Here is a 16,530-nt window from a genome sequence, read left to right on the forward strand (position 1 = left end):
GATGCAAGCTTACGCCCGCACCCGGTTTACGAAAGGCAGGCGTTGCGCACACCGTCCTTCGCTGCCGGGTAGGGACCGCTGCCGATCGCCTCGGTACCGTCGGCATCGAAGGCATAATAATTCATCGCGCCTGCCGGTGGCAAAGTGGATTGCCAGTAGAAGGTCAACGGTTCCTTCTGTTCCCACTGGTCGCCGCCGTCGCCCGCGCTCACGGTCCAGACGAGCTTGCCTGCATCGCAGGTGATGACGACGTCGGCCTTGGGTCCGATGGCGGCCAGCGCCTCGGGCTTGGCGTAGCCGGCATTGCCGGTGAAGCCATGAACGGGGTGGACGGTGCGGAAACTCGTGCCGCGCTCGATGTCGCTGACGGTGTTGCCTGCCGCCACGCCCCGGTCGCCGCGATTGTCGCCGCCGGGATAGACGACGAGCACATAGGTATAGACCGTTCCCGCCGGAGCCGTCTTCGGATCGCAGGTCGTCATGCCCTTGGGGCAGGCGACGTAGCTGCGCAGGTCGGCAAAGTTGCCGGCCTCGTTCTTCATCGGGCGGGTCGTGCCTTCGGCCTTGTCTTCGCCCGCGACGTGCGCGCCGAGGGTGAACTCGGTCATGTCGCCGGCGGTGAGCGCCTTGGCCATCGCACCGGCCTTGCCGTCGGTATCGGCCGAATTGAGGTCGGTCACCTCCTGCCGCTCGGTATCGGCGGGGGCGGGATCGGCCGAGCACGCGGCGAGCGCGAGCGCCAAGGCCGATGCGGTGAAAAGTACCCTCATTGCAGTGCCTCTCTGACCAGCCTGCTGGCCATTTGCATGTCGAGCACAGTGCCGTGACGGGCCTTTAGTTCCCCCATCACTCGGCCCATATCCTTAATGGATTCAGCGCCAAGCGTTGCCTTGATGTTGGCGATCGCGGCCTTCGTTTCGTCTTCCGACAGCTGCTGCGGCAGGAACTCCTCGATGACGGCCAGTTCCTTGCGCTCCTGCTCGGCCAGTTCCTCGCGCCCACCGTCAACGTACATGGTTATCGACTCGCGGCGCTGCTTCGCCATTTTCTGCAAGGTTTCGACCACCAGCGCGTCGTCGTCGGGCTTCTGGGCGGCGGTCCGCAACTCGATGTCGCGGTCCTTCAGCTTGGCGAGGATCAGGCGGACGGCGGCGAGCCGTTCCTTGTCCCCGCCCTTCATCGCGTCGATCTGGGCTTTCTTGATGGTGTCGCGGATCATCGCGGGGTCTCTCCGGTGGGGGTGCTGGTGGGTTCGGGCGGGGTAGCTGGCGGAAACGGGCCGGTCGCAATGCCGGACTTGCCGTCCGCTTCGAGGCGGTAGGCCCTTGCCGGCCCCCCGGGCGCGAACTTGCTCTGCCACCAGAACGTGATCGTGGTGCCGGGCTTCCACGCCTGGCCCTTGGTTACGCGCCAGACCAGCCGGTCGGCGTCGACCTGAGTCTGGATATCGTTGTCTGGGCCCAGCGCCGCGGCAGCCTGCTCGCGCGAGTAGCCGATCGCGCCGGCGAACCCGGTTACCGGCCGCCGGGTGGAGAACAGCAGCGGCTGCGGCATCGTGGGCGCGGCCGATGGCGTGGAGGTCGCACCGGGGGCTGCGTCCGCCAGCGTGACCTCGTGGACGTAAGTGTACTTCAAGTCCGCCGGCAACGTCGCCGGATCGCACGGATCGATGCCCGCTGGGCAGGCGACGTAGCTGACGATCTTGGCAAAGGCGCCGTCGTCGGTGAATTCCGATTCGATCTGCGGCCCCTTCGGCCCGACGATCCGCGCGCCGAGCGAGGCGGGGTCGAAGTCCGAGGACACGAGCGTGCGCGGCGCGGGCGCCACTTGCGAGGTCGGCGTCGGCTCGGGCGCGGGCGGGGCGGGGTCGGTCCCGCAGGCGGCCAGCCCCAGCACGATCGGCGGCAACAGGGCGAAGAGGGCGGGGGTAGGGCGCATCGGGTCCTAGCGATGGGAGCAAAGTCGATTGCCCCTTACCCGCATAAATCGCCGCTGCACAGGTTGACGGGTGCGGGACGCGGCCCTAGCGGCTGGGTCTTAGCGACATCGCCGGAAAACCCCTGACTCGGAGAGCCCCATGGCCATCCCCGCCACCACGCCTGCGCAACCTGACGGAGCGACGGGCGTTCTGGTATTGGCCGACGGCACGGTCGTCTGGGGCAAGGGCTTCGGCCACGTCGGCGAAGCGGTCGGCGAGGTGTGCTTCAATACCGCGATGACAGGATACCAGGAGGTGATGACCGATCCCTCCTATGCCGCGCAGATCGTCACCTTCACCTTCCCGCACATCGGCAACGTCGGCGCGAATTTCGAGGACGTGGAGAGCAAGGTCGACGGCGCGGTAGGCTGCGTCGTGCGCCATTCGGTCACTCCCAGCAGCAACTTCCGCGCCGAGCAGGAATTCGGCGACTGGCTGGCCGCGAAAGGCCGCATCGGCCTGTCGGGGGTGGACACCCGCGCGCTCACCCGCCGCATCCGGATGCAGGGCGCGCCCAACGCGGTGATCGCGCATGCGCCCGACGGGAAGTTCGACATTCCCGCGCTGCTCAGGCGCGCGCAGGACTGGCCGGGGCTGGAGGGCATGGACCTCGCCACAAAGGTCAGCCGTCATGCGCAAGAGGATTGGGGCGGCGGCTACTGGGAGCTCGGCAAGGGCTACGGCAGGGCCGACGACGATACGGCCAAGCCGCATGTCGTTGCGATCGACTACGGCTCGAAGGACAACATTTTCCGCAACCTCGTGAAGGCGGGCGCACGTGTTACCGTGGTGCCCGCGCAGACTTCACTCGAAGGCATCGAGGCATTGAAGCCCGACGGTGTGTTCCTCTCGAACGGCCCGGGCGATCCGGCGGCAACCGGCGAATACGCGGTGCCGACGATCCGCGCGCTGCTGGACAAGGACATGCCGGTGTTCGGCATCTGCCTCGGCCACCAGATGCTCGGCCTCGCCGCGGGCGCGCGGACGAGCAAGATGCACCAGGGCCACCGCGGTGCGAACCACCCCGTCAAGCGGCTGGCCGATGGGGTGGTCGAGATCACCTCGATGAACCACGGGTTTGCCGTGGATAACACGGCTCTCCCGGAGGGCGTCAAGGAAACCCACGTCAGCCTGTTCGACGGCTCCAACTGCGGGATTTCGGTCAAGGGCAAGAAGGCATTCGGCGTCCAGTACCACCCCGAGGCGAGCCCGGGCCCGCAGGACAGCTTCTACCTGTTCGAGAAGTTTGTGGGGATGCTGGAGAAACCGGAATGATACGATTCCTAGGGATTTTTCTGCACCCCTTCGCGCTGACGTTGCTTCTTGCCGGGTGCGGGGAAGACCGCCCCGTATTGTCTATGGAGGCTCTTGTCAGCGCAGCTCGGCAATGCGGCGCAGCTGAACTGGAATTCGTACGGCCGGCAAAGGATCGGGAACTACCGTCATTCAGTTATCTCGATGCCGGACCGATGCCGCAGGGTAAGCCGACTCCGACCTCGGAATGCATGGCAAAGGCGCTGGAGGGGTATCGCTTCCAATCCATGACGATCCGATTGTCAAATGACAGGACTCCCAATCCCTAATGCCCAAACGCACTGACATCTCCTCGATCCTCGTCATAGGCGCGGGGCCCATCGTTATCGGGCAGGCGTGCGAGTTCGATTATTCGGGCACGCAGGCGATCAAGGCGTTGAAGGAGGAGGGGTACCGGGTGATCCTGGTCAACTCCAACCCCGCCACCATCATGACCGATCCCGAGTTCGCCGACGCGACTTACGTCGAGCCGATCACGCCCGCGATCGTCGCGAAGATCATCGAGAAAGAGCGGCCCGACGCGCTGCTGCCGACGATGGGCGGGCAGACCGCGCTCAACACCGCGCTGGCGCTGTTCAACGACGGCACGCTCGACCGGCTCGGCGTGCAGATGATCGGCGCCGATGCCGATGCGATCGACAAGGCCGAGAACCGCCAGCGGTTCCGCGAGGCGATGGACAAGATCGGCCTCGAATCTGCGCGCAGCGGTGTTGCCAACACCGTCGCCGAAGCCTTTGAAGTTTTGGAAAGAACCGGTCTGCCCTCGATCATCCGCCCGAGCTTCACGCTGGGCGGCACCGGCGGCGGCATCGCCTACAACCGCGCCGAGTTCGAGAAAATCGTCCGCGAAGGTCTCGACGCCAGCCCGACCACCGAAGTCCTCATCGAGGAATCGCTGCTCGGCTGGAAGGAATACGAGATGGAAGTCGTCCGCGACCGGAACGACAACGCCATCATCATCTGCTCGATCGAAAACGTCGACCCGATGGGCGTCCACACCGGCGATTCCATCACCGTCGCCCCGGCGCTGACGCTGACCGACAAGGAATATCAGATCATGCGCTCGGCGAGCATCGCCGTGCTGCGCGAAATCGGCGTAGAAACAGGGGGGTCGAACGTGCAGTTCGCAGTCGACCCAAAAACCGGGCGGCTTATCGTCATCGAAATGAACCCGCGCGTGTCGCGATCCTCGGCACTTGCCTCCAAGGCCACCGGTTTCCCCATCGCGCGCGTCGCGGCGAAGCTCGCGGTCGGCTACACGCTCGACGAGATCGAGAACGAGATCACCGGCGCCACCCCGGCCAGCTTCGAGCCGACGATCGACTACGTGGTCACCAAAATCCCGCGTTTCGCGTTCGAAAAGTTCAAGGGCGCGAAGAACGAACTCGCCACCGCGATGAAGTCGGTCGGCGAGGTCATGGCGATCGGCCGTAACTTCCAGGAATCGATGCAGAAGGCGCTGCGCGGGTTGGAAACCGGGCTCGACGGTTTCAACCGCGTCGTCGAACTGGAAGGCAAGCCGCGCGAGGAAATCACCGCTTCGCTCAGCAAGCGGACCCCCGACCGCATCCTCAAGGTCGGCCAGGCTTTTCGCGAGGGCATGTCGGTCGCCGACATCGCCGGGATCACCGGATACGATCCATGGTTCCTGCGCCAGATCGAAGAAATCATCGCCTGCGAGAAGGTGGTGATGGAGCGCGGGTTGCCGAGCGACGCGCCGCAGCTGCGCCGCCTGAAGCGCATGGGCTTTTCCGACAAGCGCCTGGCCACGCTGGCGGTGCGTTCGGTCGGGGTCGCGGGCGGCCTCGGCGAAACGCAGGCGCGCCGCAGCGGGCTGCTTCACGACGCGATGCGTGCGATGGCCGGCGCCACGAGCGAAGAGGAAGTCCGCGCGCTCCGCCGCAAGCTGGGCGTCCACCCCGTCTTCAAGCGCATCGACAGCTGCGCCGCCGAATTCGAGGCGGTGACGCCCTACATGTACTCGACCTACGAAGCGCCGAGCTTCGGCGAACCGGAGGACGAAGCGCAGCCCAGCGATCGCCGGAAGATCGTCATCCTCGGCGGCGGGCCCAACCGGATCGGGCAAGGTATCGAGTTCGATTACTGCTGCGTCCACGCCTGCTTCGCGCTCAGCGAAGCCGGCTTCGAGACCATCATGGTCAACTGCAACCCGGAAACGGTCAGCACCGACTACGACACCAGCGATCGGCTCTATTTCGAACCGCTGACGGCGGAGGACGTGCTGGAGATCCTGCGCGTCGAACAGCAGGCCGGCGAACTCGTCGGCGTAATCGTCCAGTTCGGCGGCCAGACCCCTCTCAAACTCGCGCAGGCGCTGGAGGACGAGGGCATCCCGATACTCGGCACGAGCCCCGACGCGATCGACCTTGCCGAAGATCGCGAACGCTTCGCCAAGCTGGTGAGCAAGCTCGACCTCAAGCAGCCGAGGAACGGCATCGCCCGCAGCCGCGACGAGGCCGCCGCGTGGGCCAACCGCATCGGCTATCCGGTCCTGCTGCGCCCCAGCTACGTGCTGGGCGGACGGGCGATGGAGATCGTCGATAGCGAAGCTCAGCTCGACGATTACATCGCCACCGCGGTGCAGGTCAGCGGCGACAGCCCGGTGCTCGTCGACCAGTATCTGCGCGACGCGATCGAATGCGACGTCGACGCGCTGTGCGACGGCACCGAGGTGCGCATCGCGGGCGTGATGCAGCACATCGAGGAAGCCGGCGTCCATTCGGGCGACAGCGCCTGCACCCTGCCGCCGTATTCCCTCTCGCCCGAGATCGTGGCCGAGATGGAGCGCCAGGCCGAAGCGTTGGCGCTCGCCTTGGGCGTCAAGGGCCTGATGAACATCCAGTTCGCGGTGAAGGATGGCGAGGTCTATCTCATCGAGGTGAACCCGCGCGCCAGCCGGACGGTGCCCTTCGTCGCCAAGGCGATCGGCCAACCGGTCGCCAAGATCGCCGCACGCGTCATGGCGGGTGAGCCGCTTTCGAAGTTCCCACCATTCAGGCGCGAATTCGACTACATGGCGGTGAAGGAGGCGGTGTTCCCCTTCGTCAAGTTCCCCGGTGCCGATCCGGTCCTCAGCCCGGAGATGAAGTCCACCGGCGAAGTCATGGGAATCGACCGCGACTTTCCCACTGCCTTCCTCAAGAGCCAGCTTGGCGCGTCGAGCGCCTTGCCCGAAATGGGCGTCCTGTTCGTCAGCGTGAAGGACAGCGACAAGCCGGTGATCGTGCCCGCCGTGAAGGCGCTGCTCGATTACGGGTTCTCGGTAATCGCCACCGGCGGCACACAGAGGTACCTCGTCGACCAGGGGCTGGACGTCGCCCGCGTGAAAAAGGTGGCCGAAGGCCAGCCACACATCGTCGACCGTATCGTAGACCGCGAAATCGCCCTGATTTTCAACACCACCGAGGGTTGGCAATCGCTGGAGGACAGCAAGTCGATCCGCGCCGGCGCTCTCGAGGCACGCATTCCGTACTACACGACCGCAGCCGCCAGCCTTGCAGCCGCCCGTGCCATAACCGAGGTTTCGGCGAGCCAGCTTGAAGTCAGGCCCCTGCAGGACTATTATAGCGCCTGACAGACACGCGCATTTCCCGACATCGTGATCCGTGTTCGTCGTCCCCGGGGGCGGCGGGGGGTCGAATTGTCGCCGATTGCATACGACGAGAAAGAAGAACGGGATGGCTACGATGGAAAAGGTGCCGATGCTGGCCGAGGGCTACGAGCGGATTACCGCCGACCTCAAGGTCCTGCGCGCCGAACGCCCCAAGGTCGTCGACGCGATCGAGGAAGCGCGCGCACACGGCGATCTGTCGGAAAACGCCGAATACCATGCCGCGAAGGAACGTCAGGGCCAGATCGAGGCGCAGATCGCCGATCTGGAAGATCGCATCAGCCGCGCGCAAATCATCGACCCCGCATCGCTGTCGGGCGACCGCATCGTGTTCGGCGCGACGGTGACCCTGCTCGACGAGGACGACAAGCCGGTGAAGTATCAGATCGTCGGCCAGACCGAAGCCGACGCGAAGCAAGGGCGCATCAGCTACAATTCGCCGCTCGGCCGCGCGCTGATCACCAAGAAGGTCGGTGACGAGATCGAAGTGACCGTGCCGTCCGGCGACAAGTTCTACCTGGTCGAGAAAATCGAGTTCATCTGACGGGGGCCGGACTGCGGGGCAGAGGATCAGTTCCCCTGCGCGCCCGGATCGAGCAGCTTGTGCAGGTGGACGATAACGTACTTCATCTCCGCATCGTCGACCGTGCGCTGCGCGGCGCTGCGCCACGCGTCGAGCGCGCTCGGGTAGTCGGGGAATACGCCGACTAGGTCGAGCGCTTTCAAGTCGGCGAACTGAAGCGTTTGCGGATCGGTTACGCGCCCGCCCATCACCAGATGGGGAAGCTGCTTCTTCTCGGTCATTTTTCGTGTCCTTGGGGAGGAAATCGGCGCGGCCCATAAAGAAGGCGGCGCCGCAGGCCAACCCCGCTGCGCCGCCTTTTTTAACGTCCGGTGCTTTATCGACCGGGCAACCCGCTCAGTGCGTGACGCGATTCTTGAGGTCGCGAATGGTCCGGCCGGCCTTCTTCCCGGTATCGCGGGTCAATGCGCGAGCGCTGTCGGCAACGGCACCGGCAAAGTAACCGGTTTCGCGGCGAAGACCGCGCGAACCGTCGGCCACGCTGTCGCCGAGATCGCCAAGGCGATCCTTACCGGAACGCGCGACGTCCTCAGCGCCAGCCAACAGTTCGCTTCCGTACTTCACAGCAAGATCCGCAAGGGCGCCGGCGAGAACCGCACTGCGGGCCGAAGCCTTCTTGCGCATCCGACGGCCCGGCCCGGGCACGACGGCCGCGACGAGAACGCCCAGCGCCACGCCGCCGAGTACGGTTGCGATCGGGTGTTCTTTCACGAACGCGGTGGCTTGATCGCCAGCGTCGCGCGCATAGTCGGTAAAGGAGCGTTCTTCGTTGCGAGCCTGTGCGGCCGCGACCTTCTCCTGCAGTTCGGCGCGTTTCTCTTCATTCGTCATTTTGCTTATCCTTAAATATCGTCGTCCGACCAACGGTCACCTTCGTCGTCCTGTTCCGCTTCTTCGTCGCTCATGCCGACCATGCGGCCGAGCGGATGGCGCGCGAACCAGATGACGATTGCGGCGATCAGCGTGGCCAATACTCCCTTGTGATCCTCGGCCACTTCGACGGCTTCCTCGAAGACGTCCGCTGCGCCCTCACTGAAGCGGCCGAAGATGCGACTGGATATGGACCGCCCTGACAGGCTCGTTCGAAGATGGGCCATATCGGCGTCCACGAGAGCGCGCGCGGCGTTTCGCAGCGCGCGATCCTCACGAAGCTGCATTTCGAGATCGACGGTCACGCCTTCGTCTCCCGAAATGCGGCCGCGAGTGCGGCGAACCTTCGTTTCGCCGAAAGCGCGAGCGCGATCCCGCCGATAGCGAGCAGACCGACCACGATGATGGTCGCAAGCCACGGGCCGACGACGGGAGTAAGGGCGATTACCAGCCCAACGACCAAGGCAACGAGAGCCAAGTGAAGCAACGCCAGAGCGCCGATGCCGTAGACTATGCCAGACTTGCCCCGGTCCGCCGCGAAGGCGACCCGGGTCTTCTGGTACTGGATCTCGCTCTGGATGTATGTCTTGCCGTCGTCGAACAGAGCGAAGACATCGTCGGTCAGGGACCGGTCTTCGGGCACGACTTCGTCCGCCACCGCATCGGCGATGGCGGACGAATCGAGATTGGGATCATGCGTATTCAAGTGCGACCCTCCCGGTCAGGAGAAAATCAGTCGTTCGAACCGCGGAACAGACGTGCAAGCATGAAACCGCCGACCGCCGCGATGCCGACCGCGAGGCCGGGGCTCTTGCGGACGAACTCGGCCGCGTCCTCGCCGATTTCCTCGACGGTCTTGGCGTCGAGCCGTGCGGACGTTTCCTGCAGGCTGCGCGACGCCGAACGAGCGTAGTCGCCATACTTTGCGCCGAGCTTCTCGTCGACGGTGGGCGCGGTGTCGAAGATCGCGCGGCCGAGCGCGGCGATACCTTCGGCGAGCTTGCCCTTGCCATCGACCGCGAGTTCGCCGGCCTTGCCCTTGGCCTGGCCGCCGTAGTCCTTCGCCTGCGCGACCCAGTCCTCACCTTGGGTGCGAGCCTGGCTCTTGTAGGCAGCAGCGCGTTCGCCCGCCTCGGTCTTGAGAGCGGCGGCGCCGGCCTTGGCTTCTTCGAGCGCGGCATTGAACCGGCTCTTCGCCTCGGCGGTGTTCGCACTGCCAGCTGCGGAAGTCGCGGTGTCCGCGGTCGTCGCGGCCGTGGAGGCGAAGCCGTCGGTGGCGGGGGTGGTGGTGGTCGCCGTGGTCGCGCTGGTCGACGAGGTCGTCGGAGTGGTGGAATTGATGGGATCGGCCATGAGTGGTGTCCTTCTTGCCCTCAGGTATCGTAACGGGTCGTCCGATCTCGGACGGGGTCGATGTTGCAACGCAACTTGCGCGGCATTGTTCCGCCGCTTACGGGCCGGCGAACTCCCGTCACGGGAGTGCACCAGCTACCCAGCAAGCCAGATACCGGAGCACCTCCCATGACCGCGATCATTGACATCCACGGCCGCGAAATTCTCGACAGCCGCGGCAATCCGACGGTCGAAGTCGACGTTCTGCTCGAGGACGGCAGTTTCGGGCGGGCCGCGGTGCCGAGCGGCGCAAGCACTGGTGCTCACGAGGCGGTCGAACTGCGTGACGGCGATGCAGGCCGCTATCTGGGAAAGGGCGTGACGAAGGCGGTCGACGCGGTGAACGGCGAAATGCGCGACCTGTTGGTCGGCTTCGATGCCGAGGACCAGCGCGACATCGACATCGCGATGATCGATCTCGACGGCACGGAGAACAAGAGCCGCATCGGCGCGAATGCGATCCTGGGCGCCAGCCTAGCGGTGGCGAAGGCCGCTGCGGATGCGCGTGGGCTTCCACTGTACAGCTATGTGGGCGGGGTCGCGTCGCACGTACTGCCGGTGCCGATGATGAATATCGTCAACGGCGGCGAGCATGCCGACAATCCGATCGACGTGCAGGAGTTCATGATCATGCCCGTCGGCGCCAACAGCCTGGCTGAGGCGGTGCGGTGGGGCGCGGAGGTATTCCACACGCTGAAGAAGGCGCTTCACCAGAAAGGTCTGGCGACCGCGGTGGGCGACGAGGGCGGGTTCGCGCCCAACTTGTCGAGCACGCGTGCAGCACTCGACTTCGTGATGGGCTCGATCGAACAGGCCGGTTTTCGCGCCGGCAAGGACATCGTCCTCGCTCTCGATTGCGCGGCGACCGAGTATTTCCGGGACGGCAAGTATGAAATGACGGGAGAGGGCATCTCGCTTTCGCCCGAAGAAAACGCGGCGTGGCTCGCCGATCTGTGCGACGCCTATCCGATCCGCTCGATCGAAGACGGGATGGGCGAGGACGATTTCGAAGGCTGGAAGGCGCTGACCGAACGGATCGGCAATCGCGTACAGCTTGTCGGTGACGACCTGTTCGTCACCAATCCCGAACGCCTGGCAATGGGCATAGGACGCGGGCTCGCCAATTCGCTTCTGGTAAAGGTCAATCAGATCGGCACTCTCACCGAAACGTTGGAGGCAGTCAGCGTCGCGCAGCGCGCCGGCTATACCGCGGTGATGAGCCATCGCTCCGGCGAAACCGAAGATGCGACGATCGCCGACCTCGCTGTCGCGACGAATTGCGGACAGATCAAGACCGGCAGCCTTGCCCGCAGCGACCGGCTGGCCAAGTACAATCAGCTCATCCGCATCGAGGAAGAGCTTGGGCCCAGCGCGCATTACGCAGGCCGGGGGTGCTTCGGCCGGCTTGCCGGCTAAAGCTCGCGCATCCCGACCACCTGCGCGAGATAGGTTTCCATCAGTTCGATCGCGCGCGGCGTAAGCGACACCAGCATGCGGCGACGGTCGGTCGGGTCGGCGAGGCGGACCACCAGGCCCTGTCGCTCCAACTGGCCGAGCCAACGCAGCGCCGTCGTCACCGGCACGGCGGATGCTGCACAGGCAGCCGTAACCGACACCTGCTTCCGGTCGTGCGATGCACGATACAGGTCGAGCAGGAGATCCCACGCGGGTTCGCCGAAGGTGCCGTCCGCCCCGAACAGATCGTCGCGCAACCGACGGTTGCGATAGATCGCGCGCGCTGTCGCCAGCAGAGCCTCTCGATCGGCAGGTAGGTCGGGTACCATCGATGCGTTCATCGACGGCTGGCGCAATAGCGGCGCCCCTCGTCGATCAGCATCGCAACCCGACAATACGACGCATCTCGCTCCCCCGACCCTTTTTATCTTCTTTCGGTCGCGCTGTTATTCCATGTATTTTGTGTTTTTGGGAAGCCCGTAAGCCGATGTTCAGTCCACTTCGGACCCGATTCAGTTCGTTGCGCAACCGATGGATCGCGCCGACGACGGGTTGTTCGTCTACCCAGAACGAACAGAGAGCTTCCTCACGTTATTCCATCTTCGCCGTCATGGTTTGCCAAAAGCAGTGGCCGCGCAGGTATTGGTCGGTCGAAAAGGACCGGTAATCGCCTAATTCTCCTCCGCCTCCACTTCGTGCTCGATTTTCTCGGCCACGGGTTCGAGGCGATCCATCACCTTCTTGTTCTTCGGGCTGAAAAGATACTGCCACACGCCCCACGCATTGATGAGCAGCAGAATTGCGTTCATCGCGGCGATCGGCATGGCGCCTCCGGTCAAACCTGCGACGATCCACACAACCGCGACTATGCAAAACAGGACGAAGCCCCACCCGGTAATCCGCCGCCCTTTGTCCATCGCGACGAGCAGCGCGGCGATCATCGTGCCCACTGCGGCAATCCATTCCAGCGGTCCGTCCACAGGCGATCCTTTTCCAAAGCGTCGATTGTCATAAGCGTCGCTGCGGCCTACCGTTCCGCTTGAGAGAGGATCGGCTTGGGCGTATTTCCATCGCGACCGGCGGACGTATCGGCCGAATGGCTGACCCAGCACCTGCGTGACGCAGGCGCGCTCGACAGCGGGCGTGTCGTATCTGTTAGCTGGCAGGCCATAGGGACGGGGCAGGTCGGCGACAGCGCGCGCTTCGCGCTCGAATACGAGGGCGGAGAGGGGCCGGGGACGATCGCAGGCAAGTTTCCCGCGGCCGATCCGATGAGCCGCGGCACCGCCGCGGCTTTCGGCCTCTACGCAAAGGAAGTCGGCTTCTACCGCGAACTCGCGGCGGTTCTCGACGTGCGCGTGCCCCGCACCTATGCCGCCGAAGTCAGTGACGATGGCGCCGATTTCGTTCTTCTATTCGAGGATCTCGGCCCTTGCCGGCAAGGCGATCAGCTTTCGAGTTGCTCGGCGGACGATGCCCGCCATGCCGTGCGCCAGGCCGCCGCGCTCCATGCGCCGAGCTGGAACCGGTCGGAAATCATCGATCGAGACTGGCTGGCGATGAAACCGGAGTCGGTGGCGCAAGTCATGACGATGTACCCCCAGGCTCACGCGATCTTTGCAGAGAGGTATGCCGACACGCTCGACCCCGAACTCATGGCGGTTTGCCACGATCTCAACGACGCGCGCGAGCTGTGGTTCGGGCGGGAAGGGGGCGACCGCTGCCTGATCCACGGCGACTTCCGGCTCGACAATATGCTGTTCGACATTCGCGGCGGGGCCGAAGCCATTGCAATTCTCGACTGGCAGACAGTCGCAACGGGCGGCGGCCTCACCGATCTCGGCTATTTCCTGGGATGCGGCATCGGCGACGCGCTTCGGCGGGAGATCGAGGGCGAACTGATCGACCTCTACTGCGCCGAGATGTCGGCGCGTGGTGTGTCCATAACTCGCGACCAGGTTATCGACGGCTACCGCCTTGGCGCACTCCATGGCGTGTCCACCGCCGTCTTCAGCGCCGCCTTCGTCGAGCGGACCGAGCGGGGCGACGCGAACTTCCTGTCGATGGCCCGGGGTGCCTGCGCGCTCGCCCGGGCGCACGGCTCGATCGATCTTCTGACCGGAAAGGGCGGCGCATGACGCTATCGAAAGGCGACGACTACCCGATCCACCAGACGGCCGAGCCGGTCGCCTACGCCGGGACCGATCGCAACTTCTACGACCGCTATTTCTTCAATGGCTACGCGCCCGATGGCAGCCGGTTCTTCGCGGTCGCGTTCGGCGTCTATCCGCATCTCGACGTCTGCGATGCGCATTTCTGCGCGATCCGGGGGGACACGCAGCACTGCCTCCATGCCAGCCGGAAGCTGGGCATGGAGCGCATGAACCTCGCTTGCGGCCCGATCCGCATCGAGGTGATCGAGCCGCTCGAAAAGCTGCGCATCGTGGTCGAGGGCGAGGGAATCGCCGCCGACATCGTCTTCACGGGTCGCGCGTTCCCGATCGAGGAGCCGCGTTTCACCTGGCGCGTGGGTCCGCGCACGATGATGGACTACACGCGGCTGACGCAGAACGGCCATTACGAAGGCTGGATCGAGATCGACGGTCGGCGCGAGGATCTGGCCGGCAACACCGCCGGGACACGGGACCGGAGCTGGGGCGTGCGGCCGGTCGGCGCGGCCGATCCGCAAGGCGCCGGGATCGGCCAGTTCTTCTGGCAATGGACGCCGGTAAACCTGCCGGAACGCAGCCTGTTCTGGCACCTCAACGCGCACCGGGACGGGGCGGCCTGGAACAGCCGCGGTGTGTTCGCTTCCGATGGAGCGGTTCCTGCCGACTTCGTCGAATACGAGGACGGGACAATGAATGCGCCGCCTGCCCCCGGGACGCGGTGGCCATCGGGCGGTTCGCTGGACATAGGCGGCGAGACGTTCGCGTTCGAGCCGGTCGGCCGATTCCAGATGCGCGGGCTCGGTTACACCTCGCCCAAGTGGGGGCACGGGCTCGACCACGGCGCGCTGGAGGTCGAGCGAGAGGACATCGACCTTGCCGCCGTCGACCCCGCGCGCATCGACAACCTTCATGTGCAGATGATCTGCCGGGTCACCGGGCCTGATGGCGAACAGGGTGTCGGGGCGTTCGAGCAGCTTGCGATCGGTCCCTACGATCCGCTCGGGCTGGAAGGCATCGCCGACCCCGCCCGCTGATCGGCGTCAGGCTGCCGCGGTGAGCCGTACGACCTGTTCGTCGGACAGTTCGACTTTGGTAAAGGCCAGCAGGTCCTCGAGCTGCGCCGCCGTACGCGCGCTCGCGATCGGGGCGGGGATACCGGGCTGCCGGACCAGCCACGCAAGGGCGATCGCGGCGAGACTGGCGCCGGTTTCGCCGGCGACGGCATCCATGGCGTTCAGGACCTGCGGGCCATTGGCTCCGGCCAGTTCCTTCGCCCGCCCACCGCGCTGCGACTTCGCGTAGTCCTCTTCGCTACGGTACTTGCCCGTAAGGTAGCCCGATGCGAGACCGAAGAACGGCAGCATGACGAGCCCCTTCTGCGTCACCAGTGTCTGAAGATCTTCGCCGTAGCTGCTGCGGGACACGAGGTTGTACTCGTTCTGCAGTGCCTCGAACCGGGCAGCCCCGGTCGCCTCAGCCTGCGTCAGCGCGGCGTTAAGACGGTCGGCGCCGAAATTGGACGCGCCGACCGCCTTGGCCTTGCCGCTGCGGACGGCACCGTCGAACGCGTCGACGATCTGCTCGATCTCGAGCTCGGGATAATCCTTGTGGGCGTAGTAGAGATCAACACGGTCGGTCCGCAGCCGTTCGAGCGAACGGTCGAGCGACTGGAGCACCCGGACGCGTTCGTAGAGTTCGCTGCCGCCGAGCATGCCGGTCTTGGTGTGCAATCGCATTTCGCTGCGAACCCCGCGACTTGCCAGCCACTCGCCGAGTACGGTTTCGGATTCGCCGCCCTCGTGCCCCGGAACCCACGCCGAATAGACGTCGGCCGTGTCGATCATGCGACCGCCGGCCTCGTAGAAGGCATCGAGGACCGCGAAGGCTTCGTCGCCCTTGGACGACCAGCCGAATACGTTACCGCCGAGGACGAGCGGGATACCTGCGATGAAGTCGTGTCCGGTCATGTCGGTTGCTCCTTGCCGGTGCGGCGCTCACGCCATTGCTCGGCCGTCTGCCCCCAAGCGTCGACCCGTTGGTCTTGGAAGGGTTCGGGCAGGCGGGTGGGGCCGAGGTTGGTCGAACCCAGACGCCGGGCGAGTGCGATGGATCGGGCGTTTTCGGGATCGATCGTGTGGATGACGTCATCCCATCCCAGCACGTCGAAAACGTAGTCCATGGCCGCCACGGTCGCCTCGTAGGCGTAGCCCTTTCCGGCGAATTCAGGGTGCAGGCCCCAGCCGACTTCCTTGCCGGGCCACCCTTCGGGCTCCCATGGCCCGAGCCGGCCGACCCACTTGCCCGTCGCGCGTTCGATGACCGAAAACATCGAAAAGCCCCTGATGTCCCACGCCCCTCGCAGGGAGCACAGCGAACGCCAGCTTTCCGGTCGCGAGGCGCGGCCGCCGATGAAACGCATCGTCTCCTCGTCCGCCGCCATTGCCGCAAAGCCGTCGAGGTCGCCGGCCTCGGGAACGCGGAGCGCGAGGCGTTCGGTAAAGAGGACCGGGTATCCGTTCACGCGTACTGGTCGCGGATGGTCAGGAGCGCGATCGCCGCCTTCGCCGCCTCGCCGCCCTTGTCGCTCTGCGCAGGGTCGGCGCGGACGATCGCCTGCGCCTCGTTCTCGGTGGTAAGGATGCCGTTGCCGACAGGGATGCCGTCCATCGTCAGGGCCATGACACCGCGCGCGCTTTCGCCCGCGACGATTTCGAAATGATAGGTCTCGCCGCGGATGACGACGCCGATCGCCACGAACGCGTCGTAGCGGCCGCTTTCCGCTGCCATCGCGATGGCGCCCGGGATCTCGAGCGCGCCGGGCACGACCATCACCTCGAACTCGTGGCCGTTGGCCTTCAGCACGTCGCCCGCGCCCTTCACGAGCATATCGTTTAGATGGTCGTAGAACCGTGCTTCGACGATGAGGAATTTGGCCAACGAAGTGCTCCTGGAATCTGGCGGACAGGGTGGGATTCGAACCCACGGTGAGCGTAAACCCACGGCGGTTTTCAAGACCGCTGCCTTAAACCACTCGGCCACCTGTCCTACGGGAATTTCGGCTAGCGCCGAACGGCGGTATTGTCACCTACGGTGACGTCTCCGGAGCCTTCCGGCCCCTCCGACTCCAAGACCGCTG

19 protein-coding genes and 1 tRNA gene are annotated in these 16,530 nt (G+C 65.2%); 6 read left to right on the forward strand and 14 right to left on the reverse strand.

All coding sequences use genetic code 11. From position 1 onward, the window contains the following. Window positions 1–26: 26 nt before the first annotated feature. From D4766_RS13540 to D4766_RS13550, 3 genes are read right to left on the reverse strand one after another with little or no spacing between them, the layout of a single operon-like run. Window positions 27–770 carry a hypothetical protein gene (locus tag D4766_RS13540; protein WP_120717919.1) on the reverse strand — a complete coding sequence of 248 codons (744 nt, stop codon included), beginning with the start codon at window positions 768–770 and terminating at the stop codon, window positions 27–29. Next, on the reverse strand, window positions 767–1,219 hold the full coding sequence (locus D4766_RS13545) for a GatB/YqeY domain-containing protein (RefSeq protein WP_120717920.1): 453 nt from the start codon (window positions 1,217–1,219) through the stop codon (window positions 767–769). Before D4766_RS13545 ends, D4766_RS13540 begins: the two co-directional genes overlap by 4 nt. After that, complete coding sequence (locus D4766_RS13550; protein ID WP_120717921.1) at window positions 1,216–1,938, reverse strand: hypothetical protein; 723 nt, start codon at window positions 1,936–1,938, stop codon at window positions 1,216–1,218. Before D4766_RS13550 ends, D4766_RS13545 begins: the two co-directional genes overlap by 4 nt. 139 nt (window positions 1,939–2,077) lie before the next feature. On the opposite strand from D4766_RS13550, the gene carA reads away from it, so the two are divergent. The 3 genes from carA to greA all read left to right on the forward strand — a co-directional run bounded on the left by carA (window position 2,078) and on the right by greA (window position 7,467). After that, the gene (gene carA, locus D4766_RS13555) at window positions 2,078–3,253 is read left to right on the forward strand and encodes a glutamine-hydrolyzing carbamoyl-phosphate synthase small subunit (protein ID WP_120717922.1); all 1,176 of its coding nucleotides are present in this window, start codon (window positions 2,078–2,080) and stop codon (window positions 3,251–3,253) included. Between the two features lie 307 nt (window positions 3,254–3,560). Next, entirely contained in the window at window positions 3,561–6,887 is a 3,327-nt protein-coding gene (gene carB / locus D4766_RS13560; RefSeq protein ID WP_120717923.1) for a carbamoyl-phosphate synthase large subunit, read from the forward strand. A 103-nt stretch (window positions 6,888–6,990) separates the two neighbouring features. Beyond that, on the forward strand, window positions 6,991–7,467 hold the full coding sequence (gene greA / locus D4766_RS13565; protein ID WP_120717924.1) for a transcription elongation factor GreA: 477 nt from the start codon (window positions 6,991–6,993) through the stop codon (window positions 7,465–7,467). 26 nt (window positions 7,468–7,493) lie between these two features. On the opposite strand, the gene D4766_RS13570 is transcribed toward greA, so the two are convergent. The 5 genes from D4766_RS13570 to D4766_RS13590 all read right to left on the reverse strand — a co-directional run bounded on the left by D4766_RS13570 (window position 7,494) and on the right by D4766_RS13590 (window position 9,729). Beyond that, complete coding sequence (locus D4766_RS13570) at window positions 7,494–7,727, reverse strand: DUF4170 domain-containing protein (protein WP_120717925.1); 234 nt, start codon at window positions 7,725–7,727, stop codon at window positions 7,494–7,496. 115 nt (window positions 7,728–7,842) lie between these two features. Continuing rightward, window positions 7,843–8,370: a hypothetical protein gene (locus D4766_RS13575; RefSeq protein WP_162935780.1), complete on the reverse strand. Its 528-nt coding sequence runs from the start codon at window positions 8,368–8,370 to the stop codon at window positions 7,843–7,845. Further along, on the reverse strand, window positions 8,349–8,681 hold the full coding sequence (locus D4766_RS13580) for a hypothetical protein (RefSeq protein WP_120717927.1): 333 nt from the start codon (window positions 8,679–8,681) through the stop codon (window positions 8,349–8,351). Before D4766_RS13580 ends, D4766_RS13575 begins: the two co-directional genes overlap by 22 nt. Further along, the gene (locus D4766_RS13585) at window positions 8,678–9,082 is read right to left on the reverse strand and encodes a phage holin family protein (RefSeq protein ID WP_120717928.1); all 405 of its coding nucleotides are present in this window, start codon (window positions 9,080–9,082) and stop codon (window positions 8,678–8,680) included. Before D4766_RS13585 ends, D4766_RS13580 begins: the two co-directional genes overlap by 4 nt. A gap of 26 nt (window positions 9,083–9,108) precedes the next feature. Next, window positions 9,109–9,729: a hypothetical protein gene (locus D4766_RS13590; RefSeq protein WP_120717929.1), complete on the reverse strand. Its 621-nt coding sequence runs from the start codon at window positions 9,727–9,729 to the stop codon at window positions 9,109–9,111. A 168-nt stretch (window positions 9,730–9,897) separates the two neighbouring features. On the opposite strand from D4766_RS13590, the gene eno reads away from it, so the two are divergent. Next, window positions 9,898–11,184: a phosphopyruvate hydratase gene (gene eno, locus D4766_RS13595; protein ID WP_120717930.1), complete on the forward strand. Its 1,287-nt coding sequence runs from the start codon at window positions 9,898–9,900 to the stop codon at window positions 11,182–11,184. On the opposite strand, the gene D4766_RS13600 is transcribed toward eno, so the two are convergent. Then, window positions 11,181–11,564: a winged helix DNA-binding protein gene (locus D4766_RS13600; protein ID WP_120717931.1), complete on the reverse strand. Its 384-nt coding sequence runs from the start codon at window positions 11,562–11,564 to the stop codon at window positions 11,181–11,183. The two genes, eno and D4766_RS13600, sit on opposite strands and share 4 nt — an antisense overlap. A gap of 330 nt (window positions 11,565–11,894) precedes the next feature. Beyond that, a complete protein-coding gene (locus tag D4766_RS13605; RefSeq protein ID WP_120717932.1) occupies window positions 11,895–12,203 on the reverse strand; it encodes a hypothetical protein in 309 nt (102 codons plus the stop codon). A gap of 75 nt (window positions 12,204–12,278) precedes the next feature. On the opposite strand from D4766_RS13605, the gene D4766_RS13610 reads away from it, so the two are divergent. Together D4766_RS13610 and D4766_RS13615 are read left to right on the forward strand one after the other, a co-directional pair. After that, window positions 12,279–13,361, forward strand: coding sequence for a phosphotransferase family protein (locus D4766_RS13610; protein ID WP_120717933.1), 1,083 nt, complete (start codon window positions 12,279–12,281; stop codon window positions 13,359–13,361). After that, window positions 13,358–14,428, forward strand: coding sequence for an Rv3169 family protein (locus D4766_RS13615; protein WP_120717934.1), 1,071 nt, complete (start codon window positions 13,358–13,360; stop codon window positions 14,426–14,428). The genes D4766_RS13610 and D4766_RS13615 overlap by 4 nt, the downstream gene beginning before the upstream one ends. Window positions 14,429–14,434: 6 nt before the next feature. Here D4766_RS13615 and D4766_RS13620 read toward each other — a convergent pair whose 3' ends face one another. From D4766_RS13620 to D4766_RS13635, 4 genes are all read right to left on the reverse strand, one after another. Continuing rightward, the gene (locus tag D4766_RS13620) at window positions 14,435–15,361 is read right to left on the reverse strand and encodes an aldo/keto reductase (protein ID WP_120717935.1); all 927 of its coding nucleotides are present in this window, start codon (window positions 15,359–15,361) and stop codon (window positions 14,435–14,437) included. After that, window positions 15,358–15,915, reverse strand: coding sequence for a GNAT family N-acetyltransferase (locus D4766_RS13625; RefSeq protein WP_120717936.1), 558 nt, complete (start codon window positions 15,913–15,915; stop codon window positions 15,358–15,360). Before D4766_RS13625 ends, D4766_RS13620 begins: the two co-directional genes overlap by 4 nt. Next, complete coding sequence (ribH, locus tag D4766_RS13630; RefSeq protein WP_162935781.1) at window positions 15,912–16,331, reverse strand: 6,7-dimethyl-8-ribityllumazine synthase; 420 nt, start codon at window positions 16,329–16,331, stop codon at window positions 15,912–15,914. The genes D4766_RS13625 and ribH overlap by 4 nt, the downstream gene beginning before the upstream one ends. Before the next feature lie 18 nt (window positions 16,332–16,349). Continuing rightward, window positions 16,350–16,439, reverse strand: a tRNA-Ser gene (locus D4766_RS13635). Window positions 16,440–16,530 lie beyond the last annotated feature (91 nt).

The organism is Tsuneonella amylolytica (assembly GCF_003626915.1).
GTDB lineage: Bacteria > Pseudomonadota > Alphaproteobacteria > Sphingomonadales > Sphingomonadaceae > Tsuneonella > Tsuneonella amylolytica.